This window comes from Pseudomonas protegens CHA0 (assembly GCF_000397205.1).
GTDB lineage: Bacteria > Pseudomonadota > Gammaproteobacteria > Pseudomonadales > Pseudomonadaceae > Aquipseudomonas > Aquipseudomonas protegens.
Map to the genome: position 1 here is coordinate 2,700,662 of NC_021237.1, position 24,954 is coordinate 2,725,615.

The window sequence follows — 24,954 nt, forward strand, 5'->3', positions numbered from 1 at the left end:
TCCTTGCGTCGTTATAGGGGGGATGGCGGGCGACCTTTCAGCTGTTGCCCGGCTCCGGCACATCGCTGTCTGCGACGGGCTCCAAGTCGTGATAGGAAGGAAAAACCTTCCTGTTAGTGATCTTCAAGGCGGTTGGTTGCTCGAGCCCGTGGGTTTTACTGGAGTTCCAGGTGCGCCGTTCGCCGCAGTAGGTATGCACCACCTCCGAGTTGTCCCAGAACAGGCACTCCAGCAGGGCTTCGTACTCGGCCAGCCACGAATCATCGAAGATGTAACTGCCTTTGGGGTAGGTGGCGAAGTGCACCATATGCCCGTAGTAGCAGTGCCCCCGGCTGTTTGGCAGCACGCTGAAAAGCGCCCGGGTGATCTGCGCCCCCGTCACTGGCAGGCTTTGCAGTACCGCACGATTGTGCGCTTCGGCAGCCGGCGAAGGGTCAAAGCAATGGATGTATCCATACAGGTTGCCGCTCATGGGGTCAGATGCCTGCGTTATGGGTTGATTGGCGGCATCCGTTGTTGCGGGCGAGCCGATCGATCGCTTGCACACCCGCACGCATCTTTTCCACGGCGCTGGCATTGGCCGAGTGGATGTGAATACGCGGCGGATGAAAACCATTGAGGGCCACGGCCTCTTCGATCCACAGGATCACGTCGTAACCGGTGCCGCGCTGATCATCTCCGAGGTCGTGGTCGAGGCTGATGTCCTCGACGCCACCGGCCTTCAGCAGCGCGATGACTTCGTCCGGCCAGTAGGTGCGAACCCAGCCTTGCGGGGTTTGGCGTTCGTCGTCGAGGTAGATTTTCATGGGCCTGTTTACTCTTTCAGATGCAATTCAAGCATCGGCGTCGTTCGCGATGACATGCAGCACAAGGCTTAGCGAGTCGTCGGTGAGCAGCGGTGGGTGATCCTGATGCCGCTTGTCGATGAAAAAAAGCGCACCCGGCGCTGTTTCAGCGGGCATGGAGAGGCAAGGGTAGAGTCGGTTTTTACTGGCCTCGGCATACTGGATATGAACCTCGCTGTGCTCAATCCAGATCCTGCTCGATTGACCGGAGCAACTCAGGAACAAGGTGCTGAAACTGGATTGCTCCTGCTCCAGCGGCATTGATTGAGACTCGCCGTGCCGGCCTTTGCGAATGGCTCGTGCCATGGCATTGAATGCTTTGGGTGTGCCAAAGAAATGCAGTTCCTGTCCGTTCAGTCTTGCCAGCACGTCAAGTTTCCTTTCGTATCGCATCGGTCAACGTTGGGTCATTGCAACCTGCGCCGGAGCGCTGACAGGACCGCGTCAGCGTGACAGAGTGGCCTGTCCAGAGGAATGGCGCCGGCTGTTTCAGGTGCCAAGGTGATCGTGCTGGGCACGCCCTGGTCGCAGAGCTGCTGTTGAACTTGCAACAGGACTCGGCGGCTGCCTGTAAGCCAATGCTTGTTCTGCTCTGACAGCAGTGCAGCGACTTGCGGTGGGTGGTCTTTTACGGTGGATGTCTGGATGGATTTTCGCGCAGTTGTATACCCCGATATTGAGCAATAAGCCATTGCCGGGCTCAAGGTTGCATTGTTTCTCCGGCACTGGATTAGTCCGCCGCACTTGTGTAGAAACGCACCTTCCTTCAACCCGGCACCCGTTGCCACCCCAGGTAGAACCCCATGCGGCCCAACGCCGAACTGCGATTGTTTGCACTGCCCCTGTGCGCTGGCCTGGTCTACGCCGTGATCAAGGGCCTGATCAAGGGCTGGAATGGCACGGAGCTGTTTTCCGGGTTTCTGTTTGGCAGTGTGATCGCCATGGTCCTGGGCATTCCCCTGTTGCTGTGGACTGAGCGGCGCTGCCCGCAGGCCAGGGCGCGCTACCTGTGGATCAGCCTGATCCTGAGCCTGGTGGCCACGGTGCTGGTGCGTACTTCATGGATGCAGCTGTTGCTGCTGCCGCTGGCGGGCGGGCTGGCCTTGGCTGGCTTGTACAGCCTGCTGAGCCGTGGGATTGATCAGCTGTCGGTGCCGCCCCATGGGCGAGGGCAGGGCTTGCGGCGGCTGCTGGCGGTGCCGCTGTCGGGGGCGCTGACCCTGGGAGGCGTCGCGGTAACCCTCTATCCCAAGGGCGCGGAAAGCCTGCCGGTATTCTTGCTGGGGGCCATGATCGGGGCCTGGATCAGCATGCTGGTCAGTTGGCCGGTGCTGTGGCTGGTGGAGCGCTTTCTCGCCACTGGCTGGCGCTATGTGATCGGCGGTGGCCTCAGTGGCGTGCTGATCTGGCTGCTGTCCGGCGCCCCGGGGCTGTTCGCCGGGTCCCTGAAGGGGGCTTCGGGGCTGGACTACTGGATCCCCTTGCTCAACCGTGGGATCTTTCCGTTCCTGCTGCTGGGGCTGCTGGGCGGTGGGCTGTTCACGGTGCTCCACGGCATCGGCCCGCGCCGCCGTCCGGCCGCTTACGACTGAATTACATTGCCCAAAGGTCCTGCCTGATGAACCTCAGCCCCATCACCCACGTCGCCTTCGAGGATGAAATGCTCTGCCTGAGTTGGGCCGACGGCTTGCGGCTGCGCCAGCCCCTGAGCCGTTACAGCCGGCTGCGGGAGGCCACGCCCGAGCAGCGGGCGGATTTTGCCATCGCACCTCGGGGCTGGTCCGTGTCCTGGCCGCACCTGGGCGAGCCGGTGCTCAGTCTCAACGCCATCGACTGGATCTGGGAATGCCTGTGCGATGAGTCCATGGCTCGCCTGAAGGCCCTGGGCTGGCAACTGCAGCAACTGCCGGCGGACGACCAGGCCATCGTCGCGCTGTGGCGGCTGGAGGCGGACGGCTACAACGGCGGCTTCCTGCAGTTCTTCTGCAACTGGGGGCAGCAGACCTGCGAGCTGGCGCTCAGCACCCTGGCCGCGATCGGCGCGCGCAACACTCGGGCCCTGGTCAGCCGCCAGCGCCAGCTGATCGCGCACCTGGAAGGCCACCCGCAACTGGAGCAACTGTGGGACATTCCCGGGCTGCTGAGCGACGAGGAACATGAGCTGATCAGTGGCGAACTGGACGAGCAACTGTGGTCGGCGATGGAGGAGGTCCCGGCCTTGGCGGTGAAGTATTTTTACGTTGGCTGAGGGGCCTGGCGCCGTGTTCTAATGCCGCGCCTCGTCTCGGCAAATGGACTTCACCCCATGTCTGAACCCCGCATCCGCGCGCTCGCGCTGTGCATCTTCCATCACCAGGGCAAGATCCTGGTCAATCAGTTCTTTGATGCCGACAAGCAACAGATGCTGTTTCGCCCCCTGGGTGGCGGCATCGACTTTGGCGAGCACAGTGCCCAGGCAATCGTTCGAGAAATACAGGAAGAGCTGGGGCTGTCGATCAACAGCCTGCGCCTGATCGGCACCCTGGAAAGCCTGTTCACCTATGCCGGCAAGCCCGGCCATGAGTTCGTCCAGGTCTACGACGCCCGCTTCGACGATCCGAGTGTCTACCAGCGTGCCCAGCTCGATGCCCGGGAAAGCGATGGCGCGCCCTTCGTGGCCCGCTGGCAGGGCAGCGCCAGCTTCACCGAGCAGACGCCGCTGGTTCCCGCGGGCTTGGCGGACCTGCTCAAGCAGGCGGGCCTGCTTGGCTGACGGGCACTGATGCTGCTTGGTGCCCTGCCGGGCGGGGTGGCCCGGCAGGGCCGCCGGCTCAGAAGTCCCAGCGGGTGCTGAGCATGAAGTTGCGGGGTTCGCCGTAGGCCGCCGAGTTATAGAAACCGACGTTGGTGTAGTAGGACTTGTCGAAGATGTTGTTGACGTTGAGGGTCGCCGACAGGTTCTTGGTGATCTGGTAGCGGGTCATCAGGTCCACCAGCCAGTAGGCCTCCTGGGAAATGTCTTCGTTGATCTTGCGCGGTGCGTTGTAGACCGAATACCAGCCCTCGCTCTGCCAGCGCAGGCCGCCACCGACGGTCAGCTTGTCCAGGTCGCCCTTGAGCTTGTAGCTGGTGTAGAGGTTGACCTGGTCCTGCGGCTCGAAGGTGGAGATCTTGTCGCCCTCGTCATCACGCACGATCTTGTGGGTGTAGCCGGCCTGCACTTGCCAGCCCGGGCTCAGTTCGCCGGAAATCTCCAGTTCGTACCCCTTGGTCACGGCCTTGGCGCCCTTGAAGGCGTAGTTGTCGGGGGTGGGCGACTGGTTGTTGTAGGCATCGTCCGGCACCGAGCGGTTGGTCTCGTGCACTTCGAAGTAGGCCAGGCTGCTGTTGAGGCGGCCTTCGAAGAACTCGCCCTTGAGCCCCAGCTCGTAGTTCTGGCCTTCGTCCGGGTTGAGCAGCTTGCTGTCCTTGTCCTTGTTCCAGCTTTCCTGGGGCATGAAGATATCGGTGTAGCTGGCGTAGACCGAGAAGTGGTCGTCGAGGTCGTAGACCGCGCCGACGTAGGGCACGAAGCGTCCGCTTTCCTTGTAGGACGGGGTCAGGCCAGTGAGGTGATAGTTGACCACGCGCCCGCCCAGAAACAGGTTCAGGTCGTCCATCAGGTTGAGGCGGGTGGTCATGTAGGTGCCGGTCTGGCGCACGGTGTCGTCGGTACGCTGGGCCGGCAGCCCCCAGATGGGCCGTTCGATCTTGCCGTGCCAGTTGTAGAAGTCCACCACGTTACCCTTGCCCCCGGGGAAGTCCGGGGACCAGTAGCCCTTGCCGGTCCAGCGCGAGTTGGCAATGGAGCCGCCCAGCACCAGTTCATGCTCGCGGCCGAACAGATTGAAGGGGCCGCTCAGGTACAGGTCGGCGGAATCGCTGGTGGTGTCGCCGGTGTACTTCTGTGCGTTGACCTTGGCCGTGCCATCGGTCTGCGGCTCGTCGAACTGGATCGAGCCGAGTTCGGCGTGGTAGCTGTTGATCTTGTGGTCCAGTTGCAGCTTGGCGACCCAGCCATCCCCCAGGTCGTGTTCGAGCATGGCAAAAGCGGTGCGGGTGTATTGCTCCCAGCCGCTCCAGGTCGCGCCGTTGTTGTAGGAGCGCGACATGCTGTTGTGCCCGCCGGTGGCGTTGATCAGCGGGAAGGTGCCGGACCAGCTGGAGCCCTTGGGGATGTTGTCCTGGTAGTCGCCGCCCACGGTCAGCAGGGTGTCGGGGGACAGGTCGAATTCGAGGATGCCGTAGTAGGTCGAGGTCTTGCGCGAATAGTGGTCGAGGAACGACTGCTTGTCCTGGTAGGCCGCCACTGCGCGGCCGCGAACATTGCCGGTTTCGGTCAGCGGCCCGCTGACGTCCAGTTCGCTGCGGTAGTTGTCCCAGGAACCCATGCCCAGGGAGGCGTGGCCCTGGAACTGGGCGGTGGGCTTCTTGCGCACCAGGTTGATGGTGGCCCCCAGGGAGCCGGCGCCGGTCAGCAGGCCGGTGGCACCCTTGAGCACTTCCACCCGGTCGTAGATGGCCATGTCGCTGAGGGTGTTGCCAGCCGAATAGGCGACGTTGCGCACGGTGGAGGGGATACCGTCGTACTGGAAGTTGTTGATCGAGAAACCGCGGGCGTAGTAGTTGGTGCGGTCGGTGTCGTAGGCCGAGACGGTGATGCCCGGGGTATGGCGCATCACGTCGTCGACGTTGTTGAGGCCGAAATCTTCCATGTGCTGCCGGGTGACCACGGTGATCGACTGCGGGGTCTGCCGCGGGGTCAGCACCATGCGGGTCGCCGTGGCGATGGTGCCTGGGGTGTAGGAGCCGCTGCCTTCGGTGACGGTGCCCAACTGGTTGCTGACGATCTGGGTGGCCTCCAGCTCCACGGCCTGGCTGCTCTGGGGCAGGCGGGTCAGCAGCACCGCGTTGGCACCGTTGCGTTCAAAACCCAGGCCGGTGCCGGCCAGCAGCTTGCCCAGTGCCTGTTCCGCGCTCATGCGCCCGCTGACCCCCGCCGACTCGATCCCCTGGGCCAGTGCCGCGGAGTAGGCAATCTGCAAACCGCTCTGGGTACTCAGTTGGTCCAGGGCATTGGCCAGGGACTGGCGGGCGATGGCAAAACTGTAGGTGGCGGTTGCCTGGTTGCCGGTAGCGGTGGTGGGCTCGACCGCCATCACGGGGTTGCAGGCCAGGCAGATGGCCAGTGCGAGGATGCTGCGGGCCGGGGTGAGTGTTGGAAGGTGCATGGAAGTCCCGTACGAAATAGGAATGATTTGCATAAGCAAACACCCTGACGGGTTGGCCTCGGCAAAGCCGTAAAACTTTTTTCAGCCCCCCCGGGCAGTGTTTCAGCGCAGTACCAGGATGCCGCCCGGCAGGCGGGTGAGCTCGGTGGCGGTGACTTTGCTCAGGGCCCGGACAATGGCCTGCGGGTCATCGAGCTGGTAGTTGCCGCTGACTTTCTGCTGCGCCGCGTCGGCGTTGAACAGCAGGATCGGCGCGCGATGGTAACGCTGCAGCTCTTGCAGAACCTGGGCCAGGGGCGCGTCCTGGAAGGACAGGCGGCCGTTGATCCAGGCCAGTTGCCGTTCGCTGCCCTCGGGGTTCAGGGGCTGCAACCGGTGGCCCTGCAACTGTTGCCAGTTGCCGGCTTGCAGCAGGCTCTGCTGGCCGTTTTCGTCGGCCAGGCGTACCCGGCCTTCGCGTACGGCCACGGTCACCCCGTCGGCCTGGCGGTTGACGCTGAAGCGGGTGCCGACCACGGTCACCGTGGCGCTGCCGGCCTCGATGGTCAGCGGCCGGGACGGGTCGTGGAAGGCCTCGACATAGAGCTCGCCGCGCAGCAGCTGGATGCGCCGCCGGGCGTTACTGAAGTCGCTGCTGATGGCGCTGTCGCTGCCCAGCACGATGTGCGAACCATCGGCCAGGTCGAAGCGCTGGAGTTCGCCGACCGCGCTCAGGTGATCGGCCTGCAGGCGCAGTGGCAGGTCGCCGAACCAGCCGGCACCGAGCATCACCAGCACCGTGGCCGCGGCGGCCAGCCAGCGAGTGCGGTGGCGTTTTCTGCGCGGCGTGGCGGGGGCCGGCGCGGCCGGCAGGTCCAGGCCCAGCGCCAGCTGTTCCAGGGCCTGTTCGAAGGCGCTGGCCTGCCACAGGTCTTCCAGGGCGCGGTAGGCCTCGGCGTGCTGCGCATGGCTGTTGCGCCACTGTTCAAAGCGCTGGCGCAGCGGCAGGTTGTGGGTCATGGCCTCACGCTGGGTGAACCAGTAGCTCGCCTGCTCGCGAATGGCGTCGCCGGGAAGGGCGCTGAGGTGTTCAGTCATCGGGGTTCTGCCGGTCGGTGGCTTTGATGCAGGCATTGAGTGCATGGCGCAGGTCCTTTTCCACCGTGCTCAGGGAAACCTGCAAGCGCTGGGCAATCTGGCTTTGCGAAAGATCATGCAGTTTATGCAAAACCAGGATTTGTTGCTGGCGCTTGGGCAGGGTGGCCAGTACCTGTTGCAGCAAGTGCAACTGCTGCTGGCCCTGGACATGGCTTTCCGGCCCGGGGGCAGCGGTGGGCACTTCGCTGAGCTGGCTGGCGTCGGTGGGCTGGTACTCGAAGCGGCGTTTGCTGCGCTGGCTGCGCAGGTGATCGAAGGCCAGGTACTGGGCGGTCTGATAGAGGAACGGCTGCAAGTGCTCGATGGGGCGGGCGTTGAGCGCCTTGGCCACCCGCAGGTAGGTCTCCTGGGCCAGGTCCTCGGCCAGGTTGGCGCACCCCACCACCCGCGCAAGCATGCGGATCAGCCCCCCGCGCTGTGCAATGAACAGCGCGCTGAGTTGTTGCTGGTCGTCTCCGGTTTCCATCGCCCACTGCTCCCACTACCTGATACGGCTCAGCGTGAATGGCTGGGCATTCTAATGAGAATTCTTATCATTACCAGCGAATTTCCACGGGAGCCTTGTCCTGGGCTTTGTGCAGGGCTTGCGGCACCAGGGAATGATTCGCGCGGCCCATGGTCGATTCAACATGGCCCCCGGTGACCCGTTCGCTCCCCCTCGACGCGCCATTGTGCCGGCCATGCTGCAACCGGTTGCGCCGCTCTGCCGCCAGGTACGTTCAGGGGCGGCGCTGGCAGGGGGTAAAGGTTTTTCGGGAAGGATCGATCATGCGCTGGATTGTCAGGACCCTGTGTTTTGCCTTGTTGTTGCCCGCAGCCCAGCTCTGGGCCGCCGACCCGCAGCCGGCGGTGCAGGCCGCTGCCCAGGACAAGGCCCAGGCGCTGGAGCAGAAAGCCGCGGACAAGGAGAGCCCGAAGGCCGAGCCCCAGGCGGCACCCATCACCAAGACCGAAGTGCAGGCCGTGGACCCGGCCGGCCAGGCCCCGGTGGACGACGCCATCACGTGCCTGTCGCGGACCATCTACTGGGAAGCCAAGGGCGGTGAAAGCGCCGATATGGAGGCCGTGGCCAATGTGGTGCTGAACCGCCTGGGCCATGAGGGTTTTCCCGGGACGGTGTGCGAAGTGGTCAAGCAGGGTTCGGAAAAAAGCCCCTGCCAGTTCTCCTGGTGGTGCGATGGCCGGCCCGACCAGGTGGAGGAAGAGGGCCGCTATACCATCGCCAAGGAAATTGCCCGCAAGGCGCTGAACCAGCAGCTCAAGGACCGTACCGGCGGCGCGCTGTTCTTTCACGACCGCAGTGTTTCGCCGGACTGGTCCCGGGCCTATATCAAGACCACCGAGATCGGCAGCTTCAGCTTCTACAAACCCAAGGACGTCGCGGCGCGCTAGTGGCGTGGGTTTGAGTCGTGGGTACGGGCCTGGTTGTCCTGGCGTAGCCAGCGTTTGCCGAGGGTGGTCAGCCGATGGCGGATGGGCTGGCTGAACATTTTTTGCGAGACCTGGTGCAGCAGGCTTTCGCACAGCTCGCGATCCAGCGGGAAGCCGGCTTCCAGCCATGCCACAGCACAGTGCTCCCAGTGTTCGGAGCCGGACCCCAGGGCGCTCAGCAGCAACTGGCGCAGGCACAGCGGTTCACCCGGCGGGGGTTCTATCCTGAGCCCGGCGAGGGCGCCAGGCAGGTCGGCTGCGACCGATTCGTAGGGGCGTTCAAGCAACGGCAGGAGCCAGACGTAGCTGAAGTGCCGGGTCATGACAGGGGCATTCCTCTGGGTGCGGCGTGGCTTATTGCACTTGGTCGAACTGATCGGTGATTGCATACCAGTCGGCTTTCATGGCCACGCAGTAATGCTGTTGCCTGGGGGCTGCGAAGGGCGTGTCCAGGGTGGCAATGGCGATGGAAATCCACTGGCGATATTCGCCCTGGGTGTCCTGCCAGAACAACGAAGAGCCGCAGTGGCAGCAGAACTGGCGCAGCACGCCAGGGGAGGATTCGTACACCTTGAGCGCCGATCTCTGGTCGCGGATTTCCAGATTCGCACGCGGCGTACTGGCGTAGGAAGCAAAGGCCGCGCCGTGGCCCTTCTGGCACTTGTGGCAATGGCAGTGGGTGACGGCTTTCAGCGCGCCGCACACTTGGTAAGTCACCGCGCCGCACAGGCAACTGCCTTGATGCTGGTTTTGCATGGTCAGGGTTTCCGAAGTTTCAGGGCCAGCATTGCCGCGAGTGGGTGAACCCTTTATAAAACGCCGGCTGCTGATCGCAGCAGCTGCCCAGGAACCCGACCCGCAAGGAGCGACATAGTGAGTCAATCGCCTCATCCCCTCAACACCTGCATAGGGCGCGTGCGCCTGCCGGGTCTCGCCGGCCTGTTGCTGGCGCTGGCCGGCTGCGGCGCCCTGACCGATGTGCGGTCCTTTTCCACGCCCTATTCCACGCCGCCGGGTGGCGAAACCGTGCGCCTGCGGGTGATCAGCGACGGCATGGTGCGCGGTGTGCCCAGGTCCGACTGCGTGGATTTCCGCCTGCCCGGTGCCGGGGTCGTGGTGGCTGCCCGGGACGGCTACGCCAACCGTAACGGTGAAAGCCTGGGCATGGCGGCGCCGCAGACTCCCGCAGTGCCCGGTACCCGGACCGAAGTGCTGGTGCCGACCGGGCAGCCCATGGCGTTTCACTACCTGGGCAACCAGTGCTACAACCTGTTCAGCTTCGTGCCCAAGGAAGGCATGGACTACCAGCTGGAAGCCTCGGGGATGTACAAGTGCGCGGTGATGCTCAAGCAGGCGCCGCTTGGCTCGAAGGAATATGCTGCGGCCCCGTTGAAAGACAGCAAGCTGTGCCGGGTGACGGACAACCTGTAACGCCCCGGACCTGAACCCGGGCAGAGGAGAGAGGCACCATGCAGGCCTTGGAAAACCGCATTCCACCCCCCCTTGTCGCGGTCCTGTTCGCCGTGTTGATGGGGCTGCTTGCGCGCGGCTTGCCGGGCCTGGATCCGGGCTTGGGCACACGCCTGTTGCTGGCGCTGCCGCTGGTGATGGCCGGGCTGCTGTTTGTCCTGGCCGGAGGGCTTGCCTTTCGCCGGGCCAAGACCACGGTCAACCCGCTGAAACCCGCCAGCGCCTCGGCCCTGGTCACCTCGGGGATCTACCAGTACACACGCAACCCGATGTATGTCGGCTTTGCCCTGTGGCTGCTGGCCTGGGGGCTGTACCTGGCCTCGCCCCTGGTGCTGCTCGGCGTGCTGGGGTTCGTCCTGTACATGAACCGCTTTCAGATCTACCCCGAAGAACGGGCGCTCGGGCAATTGTTCGGGGCTGATTTTGCGGCGTATCGCCAGCGTGTGCGGCGCTGGCTTTAGGCGGTACGGCTGTTCAAGCCGCCACTTGCGCCTGCAGTTGCAACTGGCCATCCACTTCGCGGGTCAGGCCGCTGGCGACGAATAGCGGAACCAGCAATTTGTGCAGTTGGGGGTCGACGAATTCCTTGACCGTTGCCAGGTCCAGATCGCCGCTCGCCGGCAGCTCGGCCTTGGTGAAGGACAGCCAGGCTTTCTTCAGGGCCTGCAGCACATCGCTGCCGGCGGTGGAGGCGAAGCGCCGGTTGGCCACCCGGCCGGCGAAGTTGAAGGTGTGCTGGTAGTCGTAGCCGCTCTCGTCACCCTGGCTGGTGACGCAGCGACCACAGGAGCAGGGGCCATCGGCGAAGGCCGCGCGCAGGTAACTGTTGAAATCGACGATGGGCTTGAGGGCCAGGCGCTTGTCGACTTCGAACAGGTCCCCGGTCATTTTTGCTTCACTGCTCAAGGTCATTTTCCTCACTGTCAGGCGGTGTATTTCTCAAGGGGCGCACCATACCAGCCGGATCGGCCCAGGGGTACTTTTCTGGCATTGTTCGCGGCTTGAGAGAGGGGGGACATCTGCTAGGATCCATCGGCTTTTATGGCGGGGCGACGGGCAGCACCCGGCCCCTGTGTCTTGATCTCATCGAGGAACACCCATGTCGATCTACACCCTCACCGTTCCTTGTTTTGCCCAGATGCTGCGCGCCCTGGAGGGCTTTCTCGCCAAGGGCGAAGAGCAGGCCCGGGAGCGGGGGTTCGAACCCCAGGTGCTGTTGCAGTCGCGGCTGGCACCGGACATGTATGACCTGGCGGCCCAGGTGCGTTTTGCCTGCACCCAGGCCCGGGAAGCGGTACAGCGCCTGAGCGGGCAGCCTGTGACTGCATTGCAGGCGCCGGCCGGTATGGCCGAGGCCAGGGCACTGATCGAAGACACCCTGGCGTTCCTGGCGGCGGCGGACCGCGAGCTGATCGACAGCAGTGGCCAGCGGGCCATCGCCATCGAGCTGCACAACGGTATTGCCTTCGACATGAACGGCGAGGAGTTCGCGCGCAACTGGGCGACGCCGCAGTTCTATTTCCACCTGGTCACGGCCTACAACATCCTGCGGCACAACGGTGTGCCCCTGGGCAAGGCCGATTATGCCCAGCACATGTTCGCCTACCTGCGCCAACCGCAAGAAGCCTAGCCGCGCCGGCCGCAGACTCCCCGGCCAGCGTCAGGTCAACGCCGATGGCCGCATCACCCGGCGCTCCAGGCCCTACAGCGCCGGCCGCGGCAACTGCACCCATTCCTGCACTGCCGGCCGTTGCCACTGGCGCCGGGCATAGTCCACCAGGCTCGCCGGCACCGGGTCACCGTTGAGGATCAGCCGGTTGAGCATCAGCGCCAGGTCGACATCGGCGATCGACCACTGGCCGCACAGGAAGTCGCGGCCATCCGCCAATAGCTCCTGCGCGGCCTCCACCAGGGTGTTAGCCGCCGCTTGGGCCTGGGGCGACAGCGGTTCGCCCTTGCAGCCGTAGAACACCACCAGGGTCGTGCGCTCCTGGCGGATCGGCAGCAGGTCGCTGCGCAGCCAGGCCTGGACCTGGCGGGCCTTGGCACGCTGGCGCAGGTCCTGGGGATAGACCGGGTTGTGCGGGAATAGCTGTTCCAGGTATTCAGCGATGGCCGAGGATTCGGACAGGGCAAAATCGTCCAGCACCAGGGTCGGCACGCGCTGGGTCAGGGACAGGCGGGTGTAGGCCGGCTCGCGGTTCTGCGCGGCGTCCAGGTCCAGGGGCAGCAGGTCGAAGTCGATACCCTTTTCCCGCAGCACCACGAACACGGACAGGGCATAGGGGCTGGTGAACTGGGCATCGACGTACAGGCGCGGGCGGGAAGCGGTCACGGCGGTCTCTCCAAGGGGGGAGCGCCCACGCTAGGAGATCCTGGTCGATAAATAAAATGCAGGTTTTTTATCCGTGCATTCCTCGTAGGAATACTGGCGTTTCGGCCTCCGTGCGCGATGCAGCCGTGGCGATGCGGTTCTGGAGTCGCGGGCGGGCGTCGGAGGCGGACCGGGGCGTGCAGCAGTGGCTAGCGTCGGTTATCGAGTCGGCCCACGGTGGGCCCTCCCGGGGTGCGGAAAAACCCGGCTTCAGCGTGTTGCAGTTGATCGACTGGCGTCAGCGGCGGGTGCGCCTGTGCCGCGCGAGTGGCCAGCATTGGCAGGCACATTGCCTTGATCGAGAAGGCAAAGTACTGGCCCCGGGCAGTCTGAAGTGTCGCCAAAATCACTTTATTTTCAGGTGGTTAGGTGACCGCAAAATGCGCCATGTGTTGATTACGCTGACTTCGTTTGCCCTGTTGGGCGGGGCTTCTGCGGCCCAGGCCCGGGAGCTGGCGGCCAATGACCGGTATGTCTGCAGCTGGGGGGCGGGCACTGCCGCCAGGGCCCAGGAATTGAAGTTGTCCGGGGTGTCGCTGTATGCGGCGCGGCAGAAGATCCAGACCTACAAGTTCAGCAAGGGCTGGATGCGCATGATGGCCCTGGGCATCACCGAGCAGACCTACGACAGCCCCTCGCGGATCAAGCCCGAGGCACTGCGCAAAAGCTTTAACGAGGATTGCCTGAGGTATAAGTTGGCTCGCCGCTGAGGGGGCGCAGATCTGCACCGGGTCGCAGGCCTGTAGCTGGCCCGGGCCGCCCCGGGCAGGAGCCTGAAGGGCGCGCGGCCTCCTGCGGCAGTGTCTGATCTGCCTGTTTGATCATGAATGGAACTTGTGATCATCGCGATTAAAATGAGTTTGTCTCACTAAGTGCCGAGTGCCGACAATGGCTCCCATCAAACACAGGGGAGTTGCATGTCATGGCTTTGGCCCATTCTCTAGGATTTCCGCGCATTGGCCGCGACCGTGAACTGAAGAAAGCGCAAGAGGCGTTCTGGAAGGGCGAACTCGACGAAGCCGGCCTGCGCGCCGTGGGCCGTGATCTGCGCAAGACTCACTGGGAGCTGCAGAAAAACGCCGGTATCGACCTGCTGCCCGTAGGCGATTTCGCCTGGTACGACCAGGTTCTGACCCATTCCCTGATGTTCGGCGTGATCCCCCAGCGTTTCCGTCCGCAGCATGGCCCAGCCACGCTGCAGACCCTGTTCGGCATGGCGCGTGGCGTCAGCGACGGCTGCTGCGGCGGTGCCCACGCCCAGGAAATGACCAAGTGGTTCGACACCAACTACCACTACCTGGTGCCTGAATTCGGCGCCGACCAGCAATTCCAGCTGGGCTGGGAGCAGCTCTTCGAAGAGGTCGAGGAGGCCCGGGCCCTGGGGCACGCCGTCAAGCCGGTGCTGATCGGCCCGCTGACCTACCTGTGGCTGGGCAAGGCCAAGGGCGCCGAGTTCGACAAGCTGGAGCTGTTGGACCGCCTGCTGCCGCTGTACGGCCAGATCTTCCAGCGCCTGGCGGCCCAGGGTGTGGAGTGGGTGCAGATCGACGAGCCGATCCTGGTGCTGGACTTGCCCCAGGATTGGAAAAACGCGTTCGAACGTGCCTACAACCAGATCCAGCGCGAGCCGCTGAAAAAACTCCTGGCGACCTATTTCGGTGGCCTGGAAGAGAATCTCGGCCTGGCCGCGAACCTGCCGGTGGATGGCCTGCACATCGACCTGGTGCGTGCTCCCGAGCAGTACCCGACCATCCTCGATCGCCTGCCGGCCTACAAGGTGCTGTCACTGGGCCTGGTCAATGGGCGTAACGTCTGGCGCTGCGACCTGGAAAAAGCCCTGGCCACCCTGCAGCACGCCCATGAGCGCCTGGGTGAGCGCCTGTGGGTGGCGCCTTCCTGCTCGCTGTTGCACAGCCCAGTGGACCTGGGCCGTGAAGACCAGCTGGACGCCGAGCTCAAGAGCTGGCTGGCCTTCGCCGTGCAGAAATGCCAGGAAGTGGCGGTACTGGCCCAGGCGGTGAACCAGCCGCAGGCCCAGGCGGTGCTCAAGGCACTGGCGCAGAGCCGCGCCGTACAGGCCAGCCGCGCGGCCTCGCCGCGCATCCACAAACCGGCGGTACAGGCTCGGGTGGAGGCCATCACCACCAAGGACAGCCAGCGGCGCTCAGCCTTCACCCAGCGCATCGCCAAGCAGCGCGCCGGCCTCGACCTGCCGCTGTTCCCCACCACCACCATCGGTTCGTTTCCGCAGACCGCCTCGATCCGCCTGGCGCGCCAGTCGTTCAAGCAGGGCAAGCTGAGCGTGGCCGAATACACCGAAGCCATGCACAGCGAAATCCGCCACGCGGTGCTGGTGCAGGAACGCCTGGGCCTGGACGTGCTGGTGCACGGCGAGGCCGAGCGCAACGACATGGTCGAGTATTTCGCCGAGCAGTTGGACGGCTATGTGTTCACTCGTTTCGGCTGGGTGCAGAGCTACGGTTCCCGGTGCGTCAAGCCGGCGGTGATCTTCGGTGACCTGAGCCGCCCCAAAGCCATGACCGTGGAGTGGATCCGCTACGCCCAGGGCCTGACCGACAAGGTGATGAAGGGCATGCTCACCGGCCCGGTGACCATGCTGATGTGGTCTTTCCCGCGCGAAGATGTGAGCCGCGAAGTACAGGCCCGGCAACTGGCCCTGGCGATCCGCGACGAAGTGCTGGACCTGGAAGCCGCCGGCATCAGGGTCGTGCAGATCGACGAAGCCGCGTTCCGTGAAGGCTTGCCGCTGCGCCGGGCGCAGTGGCAGCACTACCTGGACTGGGCCACCGAAGTGTTCCGCCTGTGCGCCTCTGGCGTGCGTGATGAAACCCAGATCCACACCCATATGTGCTACAGCGAATTCAACGATGTGATCGAGTCCATCGCCGCCATGGATGCGGACGTCATCACCATCGAGACCTCGCGTTCGGACATGGAACTGCTGGACGCCTTCAAAGCCTTCGCCTACCCGAACGAGATCGGCCCGGGCGTCTATGACATCCACTCGCCACGGGTGCCGGATGCCTCGGAAATGGCCAACCTGCTGCGCAAGGCCGCCCAGCGCATTCCTGCCGAGCGCCTGTGGGTCAACCCGGACTGCGGCCTGAAGACCCGCGGCTGGCCGGAAACCGAAGCAGCCCTGGTGCATATGGTCACCGCGGCCCGTCAGTTGCGTAAAGAACTGGCCTGATCGGCCAACCCCGCCACCGGAGCACGTCGGCGTGCTCCGGTTTTCTGCTTCCAGCATGGCATCGGGGGCAAGTGGTGCGAGGGCGAGCAAGCAGGTAGCGGAGGCCGGTGCGGCGCATCTGATCCGTATTTTTCTTGCGCATCTGCGTCTGTTATCAGAACAGCCATGGTTTGAAAATGGCGCGCCCGGCCGGCTTTACGGCTGGAGACCGGGCCCGCTGCACCGCATACCTACTGTTCAGGAGGCCTGATGACTAAGATGGCGTTTTTCTTGTTTGGATTTTTAGCCTTGACCATCGCGCTCGGTGCGCTCGCGACTATCTCTCCGACCTGACCCCCGAGCCCTTTGCGGCTCTTGCTTCATATCCCCGCGCAATCAGTGGCAGCCCGGCAAGCGCCGCCACTGCCTTGTACTTATTTGGAACACTTTCGTGCCCCGACCACGCAGAGGATCACCGCCACGGTGACCCCGAGCATGCCCAGGCTGACGTGCTCGTGGAGCAGGCCGGCGGCCAGGGCCAGGCCGAAAAAGGGTTGCAGCAACTGCAACTGGCCGACGGCGGCGATCCCGCCCTGGGCCAGCCCGCGGTACCAGAAGACAAAACCGATCAGCATGCTGAACAGCGATACGTAGCCCAGGCTGACCCAGGCCGGCAGGCTGATGCCACTAAAGGAGGCGGGCATGCTGAACAGGGTCAGTGCGGCCATCAGTGGCAGCGACAGCACCAGGGCCCAGGAGATCACCTGCCAGCCGCCCAGGGTGCGCGACAGCTTGGCGCCTTCGGCATAACCCAGGCCGCATACCAGCACGGCCAGGAGCATGAGCAGGTCACCCTCGGGCGAAGCCGTGAGGCCCTGGGACAGGGCATAGCCCACCACCAACAGGCTGCCGAGCACCGAGAACAGCCAGAACACAGGGCGCGGCCGCTCGCCGCCGCGCAGCACGCCGAACACCGCGGTGGCCAGGGGCAACAGGCCAAGGAACACAATGGAATGGGCCGAGGTCACGTACTGCAGGGCCAGGGCCGTGAGCAGCGGAAAGCCCAGCACCACGCCCAGGGCAACGATGGTCAGGGGCAGGAGCTGGGCGCGGCTCGGACGGCGCTGCTTGAACAGCAGCAGGATGCACAACGCCAGGAGCCCGGCGATGGTGGCCCGGGCCACGGTGAGGAATAGCGGGTCGAACTCCAGCACCGCGACCCGGGTGGCCGGCAGTGAGCCGCTGAAGATCAGCACGCCGATAAAGCCGTTGAGCCAGCCACTGGCGGTTTTTTCCAGGGCTGGGGATTGCAGGGTCGATGTCCGTTCCATTCGGGGAGTGCTCAAGAAGTGGGGGCCGTAGCGGCGGGGCTTGTGTCGAGCCCATCCTAGGATTGAAAATCAGCACAATCAAAAAATTGTCATGGATACAGCGCCTATGGCCCGTGCCCGCTACAAACAACTGGTGGACACCTTTGCCGCCGATATCCGTACCGGCATCCTTGCCCCCGGCACCCGCCTGCCCACCCATCGCGAGCTGGCGGCGCGGGAAGGGCTGGCCCTGGTCACTGCATCGCGGGTCTACGCCGAGCTGGAAGCCATGGGCCTGGTCAGCGGCGAAACCGGGCGTGGGACCTATGTCCGGGAAACCGCCTTGCCGCCAGGGCAGGGCGTGGACCAGCCCGCCACGGCACCGGGCACCCTGGACCTGAACTTCAACTACCCGGCGTTGCCCGGCCAGGCCGAACTGCTGCGTAGCGCCTTGCGCCAGTTGGCGGCGACCGGCGACCTGGAAGCCTTGCTGCGCTACCAGCCCCACGCCGGGCGCAGTCATGAGCGGGCCACGGTAGCGCGCTACCTGGCAGGCCATGGGCTGGTGGTGGAGGGCGAGCAGGTGCTGCTGGTCAGCGGCGCCCAGCACGGCCTGTCGACCACCCTGATGGCGTTGCTCAGGCCCGGTGATGTGGTGGCGGTGGATGCCTTGACCTACCCCGGGTTCAAGGTGGTGGCCGAGGCCCACGGGCTGGAACTGCTGGCCATTCCCCTGAGCGAGCAGGGGCCGGACCTGGAGGCCTTCGAGCGCCTGTGCCAACGGCGGCGGGTGCGCGCGGTATACGCCATGCCGACCCTGCACAACCCCATGGGCTGGGTGCTGGACCTGGCCTGGCGCCAGCGCCTGGTGGCGATTGCCCGGGCCCACGGGCTGCTGATCATCGAAGACGCCGCCTACGCCTTCCTGGCCCAGGATCCTCCCGCGCCGCTGGCTGCCCTGGCACCAGAGATCACGGTCTACATCTCGGGGTTCTCGAAGAATGTGGCCACCGGCCTGCGGGTCGGTTATGTGGTGGCGCCACCGGCCTGGGTGGCGCTGATCGAGCGTGCGATCCGCACCAGCACCTGGAACACCCCGGGGGTGATGACCGCCATGGCCTGTGCCTGGATCGAGGACGGCACGGTGGCGCGCCTGGAGCACCAGAAGCGCGAGGATGCCCAGGCCCGCCAGGCCCTGGCCCGGGAAGCCCTGGCCGGGCTGGCCTATGTCAGCCATCCGAACTCCTACTTCCTCTGGCTGCCCTTGCCCGAGGAAGTCCGGGCCGATCAGGTGGCCATGGCGCTGCTGCGGGAGAAGGTCTCGGTGTCCACCGCCGAGCCCTTTGTCGGCGCCGGCCCGGTGCCCCACGCCATTCGCCTGGCGTTGGGCTCGGTGGCCATGGCCGATCTGGGCGTGGCGCTAGCCAGGGTCCGGCAGGTGATCGGCCGCTACGCCTTCTGAAGCGGCAAGCGTCAAAGCTTGAACTGGGTCACCAGGGCATTGAGGTCCACCGCCAGGCGTGACAGCTCCTGGCTGGCGGCATTGCTCTGGTTGGCCCCGGCCGAGGTCTGGGTCGACAGGTCGCGGATATTGATCAGGTTGCGGTCTACCTCGCGGGCGACCTGGGCCTGTTCCTCGCTGGCGCTGGCGATCACCAGGTTGCGCTCGTTGATGGTGGTGATGGCCTGGGTGATCTGGTCCAGGGCCAGCCCCGAAGCGCGGGCGGCTTCCAGGGTCAGGTGGGCGCGCTCGTTGCTGTTGCGCATGGCACTGACCGCACCTTCGGTGCCTTCCTCGATGGTGTTGATCATGCTTTCGATTTCCTGGGTCGACTGCTGGGTGCGATGGGCCAGGGCCCGCACTTCGTCGGCGACCACGGCGAAGCCGCGTCCGGCGTCCCCGGCCCGCGCGGCCTCGATGGCGGCATTGAGCGCCAGCAGGTTGGTCTGTTCGGCAATCGAGCGGATCACTTCCAGCACCTGGCCGATATTGCGCACGTCCACCGCCAGGTTTTCCACCCGCTGGCAGGTCTGGGTCACGTCTTCGGCCAGTTGGCCGATGGAGTCGACGGTGTGCTGTACCTGCTCGCGGCCGTGATGGGCCGTGCGGTCGGTTTCCTGGGAGGCTTCGGAGGTGCTCACCGCATTGCGCGCCACTTCCTCCACGGCGACGGTCATTTCATTGACCGCGGTAGCCGCCTGTTCCACTTCATTGCTTTGCTGGTGCAGGGTCTGGCTGGAATGCTCGGTGACCGCGTGCAGTTCCTCGGCGGCGGAGGCCAGCTGGTTGGACGAATCGGCGATCCGCTGCAGGGTGCCGCGCAGGCTGGCTTGCATGGTCTGCAGGGCGTGCAGCAGGCGCGCCGGTTCGTCCTTGCCGCTGACTGCGATGCTCTGGCCGAGATCACCGCGGGCGATGGTTTCCGCTACCTCCACGGCCTGGCCCAGGGGGCGCACGATGCTGCGGGTCAGGAACAGGGCCAGGATCACGGTCAGGGCCACCACGACCAGCATGATCAGCAGGACCATGCCCACCGCACCTTTGAACACCTGGTTGCTTTGCGCCGCCGCGGCGATACCGCCCCGGGTGTTGACGTCGATGATGGTCAGCAATTCCTTGAGCATGGCGTCGGCATTGGCCAGGAACGGGCCGCCGTCGACGATGTCGATCGCCGCTTCCTTGTGGCCCTGGCGCATCAGGTCGGTGATCCGGTGCTGGTCCTTGAGGTACAGCGCCTCGGCTTCGACAAAACGCTCGTAGGCGGCGCGTTCGTCGTCGACGTTGATCAGTTTTTCATAGGCCTGCTGTTGCCGATCCTGCTGTTGCTCCAGTTCGTTGAGGCGCGACAGCAAGGCCTGCACGTCACCGCTGTCGCGCACCACCAGCATGCGCAGGGTCAGGGTTCGGATCTGGGTGCTGGTCAGGGCCAGGGCATTGGCGGCAACGATGGATGGCTGCCAGTTCTGGTCGACCTCAAGGGATTGCTGGTTCATGCGTTGCATTTCCAGCAGGGAGAAACCTCCCAGGGCCAGGGCCAGCAGGGCGATCAGGGCGAAGCTGAACCCTGCGCGGCGGGAAATGTTCATCGTTCTCAAGAGCATGACTGTGTTCCTTGTGGCGGCAAAAAGTACAACCGGCGAGGCGAGTCGCGGTTTGCATCGGTGCGGTGCGCGGTGGGGCCAGGCCCCACGGCACCGTCGGCTTTTTGCACACAAGGCAGGCGGCAGGCGCATCTGATCGGCGCCTTTGTCCAGTGCTTTCCAGGATCGACAGGTTGCACGGCCTGCCTGGAAAACCCGCCAATGATAGCACGGTGACATCTGTCGCGGGCGCCTGGCCCGCGGCTTTCACCGGCCTTCGGTCTGGAGAAAGCCCTGGATGGAGCGGGCGCTGGTGGCCGGGTCGACCTGCATGAAGCAGTGCTGGCCATCGATCACCTGAGTGCTCAGGTGCCGGTTGATGGCCGCCCAGCGCTTGATCGAGCGAGCCACGTAGGGGTAGCTGTCGCGGCCATGGATCACCAGGCTTGGGGTCTTCACCTGGCGCAGCGAGCGCCACAGGCGGCGGGGAAAGGAGCTGTAGATATCCACTTCGCGCTCGGGGGCGCATTTGAGGGCCACGCCTTGTTCGTCGTCCTTCAGGCCGTGTTCGACATAGGCGGCCAGGGCCGCGTCGCTCCAGCCCTTGAAGATGCCCCGGTTGGCCAGCGCGGCCTTGGCGGCGGCGCGATCCGGCCAGCGCCGGCGGCGGGCGGCGGCCTTGCGCGCGAGGCTGTGGCGGCGGTTCAGGCCCAGGGCCGACAGCACGCCCAGGGAACCGATCATGGAGGGGGTGAAGATCACCGGGTCCAGCATCACCGCCTTGCGAAACAGTTGCGGGCGTTCGGCGACGATCAGGCAGGTGAGCACCCCGCCAAAACTGTGGCCCAACGCATAGCGCGGTACCTCGCCATAGACATCGAGCCCGGCTTCGAAGGCCTCGGCTGCCAGTTCGGCGGTGCGGTTCCAGCCCAGGAACGGGCCGCCATGGTCGGTATCGCCGTGGCCCTGGACGTCACTGAGCCACAGGTCGAAGGACTCGGCCAGCAGCGCCAGCATCGGCTGATAGGCCATGGAGCAGAAACCGTTGCCGTGCAGGAAGTGCAGCAGCGGCTTGCCCGAAGGCGCGGAGCGCAGGCCGCGCAGGGTGAAGCCTTCGGGACAGGGGTACGACCAGGGAAGCAACTGCATGGGGCCTCGGGGCAAACGCTGAATACAGCCGGGCATTGTCGATGGCCCGGCCCTTGAGTCAAGGGCCGATCCTGACCGAGTCCAGCACTACCCGGTCTTGAGCTGGCGAAACGACAGGCTGATGCGCTCGCCGGCGTCCGGCGCCTTGGGGATCGCGTGCAGCCAGTGTTTCTGCAGTTCGTCCGACATGTGCAGCAGCGAGCCGCTGGCCAGGCTGTAGTCGAAGGTGGCGCCGCTTTCCTTGTGGCGAAAGACCATGGCCCGGGCGTGGCCCAGGGAGACGATCACCACCCCGGTGCCTGTCACCAACTGTTCATTGGCGTCGGAATGAAAGCCCATGGAGGATTGGCCGTCGGGGTAGCAGTTGAGCAGGCAGTTGTTGGGGCGAAAGCCCAGCAGTTGCTCGATGGGCCCGCACAACTGCTCCAGCGCTTCGGGCATCGGCACGGCGGGGTAGGTGATCTGCGAGTAGTCGTAGGGCGCGCCGAAACTGGCGGTCTTGCGCGCACGCATGCGCTCGTCCCACAGCACGGAGTCCTTGAGGTGGTTGAACAGCCGATGCGGGTCGGCGATGAAGTCGGGGAAAAAGTCGATTTCGGGTGGAGTCATGGGAGTACTGCCTGTCGTGAAGGACAGCGCCTGCGGGGGGCAGGGCGTGATCCTTATCGGTCCTTGATGGGGGCCTGGAGTGTGCCGCCTGCCACCGACTGGATAAACTGTGCGGCCTTTTGCCCCAGGTCCGCCTGGGAAGCGCGGATCAGCAGGACCAGGGGCGCCAGGGACAGTGGCTCGATGTCCAGCCGTTGCTGGCTGGAATTGCGCAGTATCAGGGTCAGCTCGGTCCACTGGTCATCGTCGGTGGTCCGGCTGTCGCCATCGGAATCCACATTGCAGCCAGCGCCCCACAGGTGTTCGGCCACCCGGTAGAACGCCGGGCGTGGTCCGGGCTGTTGCAGAAGCAGGGCATGTGGCGAAGGCATGGCGTGGAGCTCGGGCGAGGTGGCGTTCCAGGTCGGTAACGGTATCTCGCCGCCGGCGTGCGGCGCAACTGCGAAGAGGGCAGGCGCCGAGCATCCGGCCGGCTTGCTCAGCCGCCGTTGGCGCTGAGGATGCTCGCCACCTGGCGTGGCTGGCAGTTGAGGTAGGGCGAGGTTTTCAACCAGCGCTGGTCCGGGTACCAGGAGAACATGAACTGGCCATCCTTGAGCTTGTCTATCACCTGGCGCGCTACTTGCGGGCGCACCGCGGGGCAGCCCTGGCTACGGCCGATGCGGCCCTGGCGCTGGCTCCACAAGGGGTTCACGTAGTCGGCGGCATGGATCACGATGTCGCGGTCCCGGGCCCGGTCATTGAAGCCCGGTTCCAGGCCGTCCATGCGCAGCGAGTAGCCATGGCTGCCTTCGTAACTTTCCTGGGTGCGGAACAGGCCCAGGCTGGATTGGTAGCTGCCCAGGCGATTGGAGAACTGGGTAGCGAAGTTTTCCCCGGATTTCTGCCCGTGGGCCACCAGGTCGCGCAGCACCAGTTTTTTGGTCCGCAGGTCGAAGATCCACAGACGCCGTTCGGTGGAGGGCTGCGAGTAGTCGATCACCGCCAGGTGGCGGGCTTGTCGGGCGCCGCTGCCTACCGCGCATTGCATGGCGCTCAGGGCACTTTTCAGGGCCTGGGGATTGAGTTGCGGGGCGGCGTGGGCGAGGCTGGCGTACAGCGTGGGGCTGGCGACGGGCTGGACTTCGCTGGCGGCGAAGGACGAAATGGAAAAGGCGCCCAGGGCAATGGCCACCAGGCAGAACCGGCACGAGAAATTCAACATGTATAGAGCGTCCCCATGGTCACTTTGGCTCCTGACGTCCTGTCGTTCCCCCGGCAGTCTGGTCTATATGTTTAATGCCCAGGCCCGATTGTTTTCCGCATCTGCCGTAATGGTTGGCCGCCCGCTGGGCGCCCACGGATTGGAGTAAAGCAGTTGTTCAAAAAAACCGCATGTTACTTGACCCTGTGCCTGCTCGCTGCGCCATTGGTCGCGCTGGCCGATGAGCTGCCACAGCTGTCGGCGAGCCCGATGCAAACGGCGCTGACGCAACTGGCCGTGGCCTGCCCGGCCCTGGCGCCGCGGCTCAATACCCCGGCCCAGCAGCTGTTGCAGGGCTTCTACCAGCAACAGGGCGAACAGCAGGTGTGGTCCGTGGCGGGCCGCCTGGCCAGCTTGCAGGCGCAGTTGGCGCAACTGGTGGACGACGGGCTGGACCCGGGCCACTACCGCCTGCCGCAGGCGAGCCCGGCGGGAGATGGCCTGTGCAGCGATATCGATATCACCCATCAGTACCTGCAAGCCCTGCAGGACCTGCATTACGGTCGCCTGGCGCAAAGCCGCTTCGAGCCTATGTGGCGGGCCCAGCCGCTGCCGGACGATCGCCAGAGCGCGCTGCTGGCGATTGCCGTGCCGGGCATCGCCCACATCGCCACGGCCTTCGAGCAGGCGCGCCCCAGCCTCGCGCAATACCGCAACCTGCGCCAGGCCTATGCCCATGAGCGCCAGCAACCCTTGCCCCAGTGGCAGGCCGTGGCCGGCGGCCCGTTGCTGCGCCCGGACATGCAGGACAAGCGGGTGCCGGAGCTGGCCCTGCGCCTGTACCACGGCGGCTACCTGCAAAGCCCGGAGGTCAACCCGGACAACGCCTACAGCGGCGAGCTGGTCAGCGCGGTGAAGAACTTCCAGCTTGGCCATTCGCTGCAGGCCGACGGTGTGGTCGGCGCGGGCACCCTGAAAGAGATGAACATCAGCCCGGCCGAGCGCCGCGAACAGCTGCGCATCAACCTCGAACGCCTGCGCTGGCTGGCCCAGGATTACGAGCCGAACCTGGTGCTGGTGAACGTCGCCGCCGCCCAGCTGACCTTCTATCAGCATGACGCGGTGGTCTGGCAGACCCGCACCCAGGTCGGCCGCGCGGAGCGCCAGACGCCCTTGCTCAAATCCCAGGTCACCCGGCTGACCCTGAACCCCACCTGGACCGTGCCGCCGACCATCCTCAAGGAAGACAAGCTGCCGGAAATCCGCCGCGACCAGGGATTCCTCAACCGCCAGAACCTGCAGGTGCTGGATGCCAACGGCCAGCCCCTGGCGGCCGAGGACATCGACTGGGACCGCCCCGGCAACATCCTCCTGCGCCAGGGCGCCGGCCCGCGCAACCCCTTGGGGCGCATCGCCATCCGCTTCCCCAACCCGTTCTCGGTGTACCTGCACGACACCCCGAGCCAGGCGCTGTTCAGCAAGGGGCCGCGGGCCTTCAGCTCCGGCTGCGTGCGGGTCGAGCAGGCCCTGCAACTGCGCGACTGGCTGCTCAGCCCGGCGGAGCGGTTGCGCACCAACGAGCTGTTGGCCACCGGCCTGACCCACGAGTTCCGCCTGGCCAAGCCGGTGCCGATCCTGCTCAGCTACTGGACGGTGCAGGCCGACAGCCACGGGCAACTGCTGTATGCCCCGGACATCTACGGGCATGATCAGGTGCTGTCGACTGCGCTGGGCAGCAAGATCTGATGTGGCTGTGTGGGTGAAGGCAAACCCTGGCCAGGGAGCTTGCTCCCTGGGGGGCGTAGCCGCCCCGAGGCCTTCATGGCGCTCTAGCGGACGCAGGCTCTCTCGCCACCGTCGCCTTAGCGCGAGCAGAAAAAACGCCGCGGTGCCTGGATGGGCGTCGCGGCGTTTTCCATAGCAGGT

Annotated in this window: 27 protein-coding genes and 1 pseudogene; 11 read left to right on the forward strand and 17 right to left on the reverse strand. The window is 65.0% G+C overall.

Annotated elements, in window-relative coordinates; translation table 11 throughout:
- Positions 1–37: 37 nt before the first annotated feature.
- Genes PFLCHA0_RS12245 through PFLCHA0_RS12255 form a run of 3 tightly spaced genes read right to left on the reverse strand, consistent with a single transcriptional unit; the run spans position 38 to position 1,214 of the window.
- On the reverse strand, positions 38–472 hold the full coding sequence (locus PFLCHA0_RS12245; protein WP_041752163.1) for a hypothetical protein: 435 nt from the start codon (positions 470–472) through the stop codon (positions 38–40).
- A gap of 4 nt (positions 473–476) precedes the next feature.
- Positions 477–806, reverse strand: coding sequence for a cyclic-phosphate processing receiver domain-containing protein (locus tag PFLCHA0_RS12250; protein ID WP_041752165.1), 330 nt, complete (start codon positions 804–806; stop codon positions 477–479).
- A gap of 27 nt (positions 807–833) precedes the next feature.
- Positions 834–1,214: a hypothetical protein gene (locus tag PFLCHA0_RS12255; protein ID WP_041752167.1), complete on the reverse strand. Its 381-nt coding sequence runs from the start codon at positions 1,212–1,214 to the stop codon at positions 834–836.
- Positions 1,215–1,648: 434 nt separating this feature from the next.
- Here PFLCHA0_RS12255 and PFLCHA0_RS12260 point away from each other — a divergent pair, with 434 nt between their 5' ends.
- From PFLCHA0_RS12260 to PFLCHA0_RS12270, 3 genes are read left to right on the forward strand one after another with little or no spacing between them, the layout of a single operon-like run.
- The gene (locus tag PFLCHA0_RS12260) at positions 1,649–2,437 is read left to right on the forward strand and encodes a hypothetical protein (RefSeq protein WP_015635152.1); all 789 of its coding nucleotides are present in this window, start codon (positions 1,649–1,651) and stop codon (positions 2,435–2,437) included.
- 26 nt (positions 2,438–2,463) lie between these two features.
- Complete coding sequence (locus PFLCHA0_RS12265) at positions 2,464–3,093, forward strand: DMP19 family protein (RefSeq protein WP_015635153.1); 630 nt, start codon at positions 2,464–2,466, stop codon at positions 3,091–3,093.
- 57 nt (positions 3,094–3,150) lie between these two features.
- Complete coding sequence (locus PFLCHA0_RS12270) at positions 3,151–3,597, forward strand: NUDIX hydrolase (protein ID WP_169893659.1); 447 nt, start codon at positions 3,151–3,153, stop codon at positions 3,595–3,597.
- Positions 3,598–3,655: 58 nt separating this feature from the next.
- Here PFLCHA0_RS12270 and PFLCHA0_RS12275 read toward each other — a convergent pair whose 3' ends face one another.
- The 3 genes from PFLCHA0_RS12275 to PFLCHA0_RS12285 all read right to left on the reverse strand — a co-directional run bounded on the left by PFLCHA0_RS12275 (position 3,656) and on the right by PFLCHA0_RS12285 (position 7,697).
- Positions 3,656–6,127 (reverse strand): TonB-dependent siderophore receptor, encoded by a 2,472-nt coding sequence (locus tag PFLCHA0_RS12275; RefSeq protein WP_015635155.1) that lies wholly within the window; start codon positions 6,125–6,127, stop codon positions 3,656–3,658.
- 69 nt (positions 6,128–6,196) lie between these two features.
- Complete coding sequence (locus PFLCHA0_RS12280) at positions 6,197–7,171, reverse strand: FecR family protein (RefSeq protein ID WP_015635156.1); 975 nt, start codon at positions 7,169–7,171, stop codon at positions 6,197–6,199.
- The gene (locus tag PFLCHA0_RS12285; RefSeq protein WP_011060692.1) at positions 7,164–7,697 is read right to left on the reverse strand and encodes an RNA polymerase sigma factor; all 534 of its coding nucleotides are present in this window, start codon (positions 7,695–7,697) and stop codon (positions 7,164–7,166) included. Before PFLCHA0_RS12285 ends, PFLCHA0_RS12280 begins: the two co-directional genes overlap by 8 nt.
- A gap of 302 nt (positions 7,698–7,999) precedes the next feature.
- Here PFLCHA0_RS12285 and PFLCHA0_RS12290 point away from each other — a divergent pair, with 302 nt between their 5' ends.
- Positions 8,000–8,623 carry a cell wall hydrolase gene (locus PFLCHA0_RS12290; RefSeq protein ID WP_015635157.1) on the forward strand — a complete coding sequence of 208 codons (624 nt, stop codon included), beginning with the start codon at positions 8,000–8,002 and terminating at the stop codon, positions 8,621–8,623.
- Here the strand turns inward: PFLCHA0_RS12290 and PFLCHA0_RS12295 are convergent.
- Together PFLCHA0_RS12295 and PFLCHA0_RS12300 are read right to left on the reverse strand one after the other, a co-directional pair.
- Positions 8,620–8,985, reverse strand: a complete 366-nt coding sequence (locus PFLCHA0_RS12295; protein ID WP_015635158.1) for a hypothetical protein — start codon at positions 8,983–8,985, stop codon at positions 8,620–8,622. The genes PFLCHA0_RS12290 and PFLCHA0_RS12295 overlap by 4 nt on opposite strands.
- Positions 8,986–9,016: 31 nt before the next feature.
- A complete protein-coding gene (locus PFLCHA0_RS12300; RefSeq protein ID WP_011060695.1) occupies positions 9,017–9,418 on the reverse strand; it encodes a GFA family protein in 402 nt (133 codons plus the stop codon).
- Between the two features lie 117 nt (positions 9,419–9,535).
- Here PFLCHA0_RS12300 and PFLCHA0_RS12305 point away from each other — a divergent pair, with 117 nt between their 5' ends.
- Positions 9,536–10,093: a hypothetical protein gene (locus tag PFLCHA0_RS12305; RefSeq protein WP_015635160.1), complete on the forward strand. Its 558-nt coding sequence runs from the start codon at positions 9,536–9,538 to the stop codon at positions 10,091–10,093.
- Between the two features lie 38 nt (positions 10,094–10,131).
- Positions 10,132–10,593 (forward strand): methyltransferase family protein, encoded by a 462-nt coding sequence (locus tag PFLCHA0_RS12310; protein WP_011060697.1) that lies wholly within the window; start codon positions 10,132–10,134, stop codon positions 10,591–10,593.
- Positions 10,594–10,606: 13 nt separating this feature from the next.
- On the opposite strand, the gene PFLCHA0_RS12315 is transcribed toward PFLCHA0_RS12310, so the two are convergent.
- Complete coding sequence (locus PFLCHA0_RS12315) at positions 10,607–11,044, reverse strand: hypothetical protein (protein WP_015635161.1); 438 nt, start codon at positions 11,042–11,044, stop codon at positions 10,607–10,609.
- Between the two features lie 187 nt (positions 11,045–11,231).
- Here PFLCHA0_RS12315 and PFLCHA0_RS12320 point away from each other — a divergent pair, with 187 nt between their 5' ends.
- Positions 11,232–11,762: a DUF1993 domain-containing protein gene (locus PFLCHA0_RS12320; protein WP_015635162.1), complete on the forward strand. Its 531-nt coding sequence runs from the start codon at positions 11,232–11,234 to the stop codon at positions 11,760–11,762.
- 72 nt (positions 11,763–11,834) lie between these two features.
- Here PFLCHA0_RS12320 and yfcF read toward each other — a convergent pair whose 3' ends face one another.
- The gene (gene yfcF / locus PFLCHA0_RS12325) at positions 11,835–12,467 is read right to left on the reverse strand and encodes a glutathione transferase (protein WP_015635163.1); all 633 of its coding nucleotides are present in this window, start codon (positions 12,465–12,467) and stop codon (positions 11,835–11,837) included.
- A gap of 419 nt (positions 12,468–12,886) precedes the next feature.
- Between yfcF and PFLCHA0_RS12330 the strand changes: the two genes are divergently transcribed.
- Together PFLCHA0_RS12330 and metE are read left to right on the forward strand one after the other, a co-directional pair.
- Positions 12,887–13,216 carry a hypothetical protein gene (locus PFLCHA0_RS12330; RefSeq protein WP_015635164.1) on the forward strand — a complete coding sequence of 110 codons (330 nt, stop codon included), beginning with the start codon at positions 12,887–12,889 and terminating at the stop codon, positions 13,214–13,216.
- A 212-nt stretch (positions 13,217–13,428) separates the two neighbouring features.
- Positions 13,429–15,717: a 5-methyltetrahydropteroyltriglutamate--homocysteine S-methyltransferase gene (metE, locus tag PFLCHA0_RS12335; protein ID WP_015635165.1), complete on the forward strand. Its 2,289-nt coding sequence runs from the start codon at positions 13,429–13,431 to the stop codon at positions 15,715–15,717.
- 413 nt (positions 15,718–16,130) lie between these two features.
- Here the strand turns inward: metE and PFLCHA0_RS12340 are convergent, their stop codons facing one another.
- A complete protein-coding gene (locus tag PFLCHA0_RS12340) occupies positions 16,131–17,027 on the reverse strand; it encodes a DMT family transporter (RefSeq protein ID WP_015635166.1) in 897 nt (298 codons plus the stop codon).
- A gap of 106 nt (positions 17,028–17,133) precedes the next feature.
- On the opposite strand from PFLCHA0_RS12340, the gene PFLCHA0_RS12345 reads away from it, so the two are divergent.
- Positions 17,134–18,468 (forward strand): aminotransferase-like domain-containing protein, encoded by a 1,335-nt coding sequence (locus PFLCHA0_RS12345; RefSeq protein ID WP_041752169.1) that lies wholly within the window; start codon positions 17,134–17,136, stop codon positions 18,466–18,468.
- An 11-nt stretch (positions 18,469–18,479) separates the two neighbouring features.
- Here the strand turns inward: PFLCHA0_RS12345 and PFLCHA0_RS32315 are convergent, their stop codons facing one another.
- The 6 genes and pseudogenes from PFLCHA0_RS32315 to PFLCHA0_RS12370 all read right to left on the reverse strand — a co-directional run bounded on the left by PFLCHA0_RS32315 (position 18,480) and on the right by PFLCHA0_RS12370 (position 23,049).
- Positions 18,480–19,343: a methyl-accepting chemotaxis protein gene (locus PFLCHA0_RS32315; protein ID WP_370059491.1), complete on the reverse strand. Its 864-nt coding sequence runs from the start codon at positions 19,341–19,343 to the stop codon at positions 18,480–18,482.
- Positions 19,338–20,327, reverse strand: a pseudogene (locus PFLCHA0_RS32320) (MCP four helix bundle domain-containing protein); the annotation flags it as partial. The pseudogene PFLCHA0_RS32320 and the gene PFLCHA0_RS32315, both read right to left, overlap by 6 nt.
- 27 nt (positions 20,328–20,354) lie before the next feature.
- Positions 20,355–21,236, reverse strand: coding sequence for an alpha/beta fold hydrolase (locus tag PFLCHA0_RS12355; RefSeq protein ID WP_015635170.1), 882 nt, complete (start codon positions 21,234–21,236; stop codon positions 20,355–20,357).
- A gap of 87 nt (positions 21,237–21,323) precedes the next feature.
- The gene (locus tag PFLCHA0_RS12360) at positions 21,324–21,845 is read right to left on the reverse strand and encodes an alpha-ketoglutarate-dependent dioxygenase AlkB family protein (RefSeq protein ID WP_015635171.1); all 522 of its coding nucleotides are present in this window, start codon (positions 21,843–21,845) and stop codon (positions 21,324–21,326) included.
- 53 nt (positions 21,846–21,898) lie between these two features.
- On the reverse strand, positions 21,899–22,216 hold the full coding sequence (locus PFLCHA0_RS12365; protein ID WP_015635172.1) for a hypothetical protein: 318 nt from the start codon (positions 22,214–22,216) through the stop codon (positions 21,899–21,901).
- A 107-nt stretch (positions 22,217–22,323) separates the two neighbouring features.
- On the reverse strand, positions 22,324–23,049 hold the full coding sequence (locus PFLCHA0_RS12370; protein WP_015635173.1) for a murein L,D-transpeptidase catalytic domain family protein: 726 nt from the start codon (positions 23,047–23,049) through the stop codon (positions 22,324–22,326).
- 153 nt (positions 23,050–23,202) lie between these two features.
- Between PFLCHA0_RS12370 and PFLCHA0_RS12375 the strand changes: the two genes are divergently transcribed.
- Positions 23,203–24,774 carry a L,D-transpeptidase family protein gene (locus PFLCHA0_RS12375; protein WP_015635174.1) on the forward strand — a complete coding sequence of 524 codons (1,572 nt, stop codon included), beginning with the start codon at positions 23,203–23,205 and terminating at the stop codon, positions 24,772–24,774.
- Positions 24,775–24,954 lie beyond the last annotated feature (180 nt).

Coding starts and splice junctions, on each gene's coding strand:
- PFLCHA0_RS12270 (WP_169893659.1), top strand. CDS start 3,151: ATGTCTGAACCCCGCATCCGCGCGCTCGCGCTGTGCATCTTCCATCAC.
- PFLCHA0_RS12280 (WP_015635156.1), bottom strand. CDS start 7,171: ATGACTGAACACCTCAGCGCCCTTCCCGGCGACGCCATTCGCGAGCAG.
- PFLCHA0_RS12250 (WP_041752165.1), bottom strand. CDS start 806: ATGAAAATCTACCTCGACGACGAACGCCAAACCCCGCAAGGCTGGGTT.
- PFLCHA0_RS12275 (WP_015635155.1), bottom strand. CDS start 6,127: ATGCAAATCATTCCTATTTCGTACGGGACTTCCATGCACCTTCCAACA.
- PFLCHA0_RS12290 (WP_015635157.1), top strand. CDS start 8,000: ATGCGCTGGATTGTCAGGACCCTGTGTTTTGCCTTGTTGTTGCCCGCA.
- PFLCHA0_RS12245 (WP_041752163.1), bottom strand. CDS start 472: ATGAGCGGCAACCTGTATGGATACATCCATTGCTTTGACCCTTCGCCG.
- PFLCHA0_RS12310 (WP_011060697.1), top strand. CDS start 10,132: ATGCAGGCCTTGGAAAACCGCATTCCACCCCCCCTTGTCGCGGTCCTG.
- PFLCHA0_RS12265 (WP_015635153.1), top strand. CDS start 2,464: ATGAACCTCAGCCCCATCACCCACGTCGCCTTCGAGGATGAAATGCTC.
- metE (WP_015635165.1), top strand. CDS start 13,429: ATGGCTTTGGCCCATTCTCTAGGATTTCCGCGCATTGGCCGCGACCGT.
- PFLCHA0_RS32315 (WP_370059491.1), bottom strand. CDS start 19,343: ATGCAAGCCAGCCTGCGCGGCACCCTGCAGCGGATCGCCGATTCGTCC.
- PFLCHA0_RS12295 (WP_015635158.1), bottom strand. CDS start 8,985: ATGACCCGGCACTTCAGCTACGTCTGGCTCCTGCCGTTGCTTGAACGC.
- PFLCHA0_RS12285 (WP_011060692.1), bottom strand. CDS start 7,697: ATGGAAACCGGAGACGACCAGCAACAACTCAGCGCGCTGTTCATTGCA.
- PFLCHA0_RS12355 (WP_015635170.1), bottom strand. CDS start 21,236: ATGCAGTTGCTTCCCTGGTCGTACCCCTGTCCCGAAGGCTTCACCCTG.
- PFLCHA0_RS12345 (WP_041752169.1), top strand. CDS start 17,134: ATGGCCCGTGCCCGCTACAAACAACTGGTGGACACCTTTGCCGCCGAT.
- PFLCHA0_RS12315 (WP_015635161.1), bottom strand. CDS start 11,044: ATGACCTTGAGCAGTGAAGCAAAAATGACCGGGGACCTGTTCGAAGTC.
- PFLCHA0_RS12340 (WP_015635166.1), bottom strand. CDS start 17,027: ATGGAACGGACATCGACCCTGCAATCCCCAGCCCTGGAAAAAACCGCC.
- PFLCHA0_RS12365 (WP_015635172.1), bottom strand. CDS start 22,216: ATGCCTTCGCCACATGCCCTGCTTCTGCAACAGCCCGGACCACGCCCG.
- PFLCHA0_RS12330 (WP_015635164.1), top strand. CDS start 12,887: ATGCGCCATGTGTTGATTACGCTGACTTCGTTTGCCCTGTTGGGCGGG.
- PFLCHA0_RS12260 (WP_015635152.1), top strand. CDS start 1,649: ATGCGGCCCAACGCCGAACTGCGATTGTTTGCACTGCCCCTGTGCGCT.
- PFLCHA0_RS12320 (WP_015635162.1), top strand. CDS start 11,232: ATGTCGATCTACACCCTCACCGTTCCTTGTTTTGCCCAGATGCTGCGC.
- PFLCHA0_RS12370 (WP_015635173.1), bottom strand. CDS start 23,049: ATGTTGAATTTCTCGTGCCGGTTCTGCCTGGTGGCCATTGCCCTGGGC.
- PFLCHA0_RS12300 (WP_011060695.1), bottom strand. CDS start 9,418: ATGCAAAACCAGCATCAAGGCAGTTGCCTGTGCGGCGCGGTGACTTAC.
- PFLCHA0_RS12360 (WP_015635171.1), bottom strand. CDS start 21,845: ATGACTCCACCCGAAATCGACTTTTTCCCCGACTTCATCGCCGACCCG.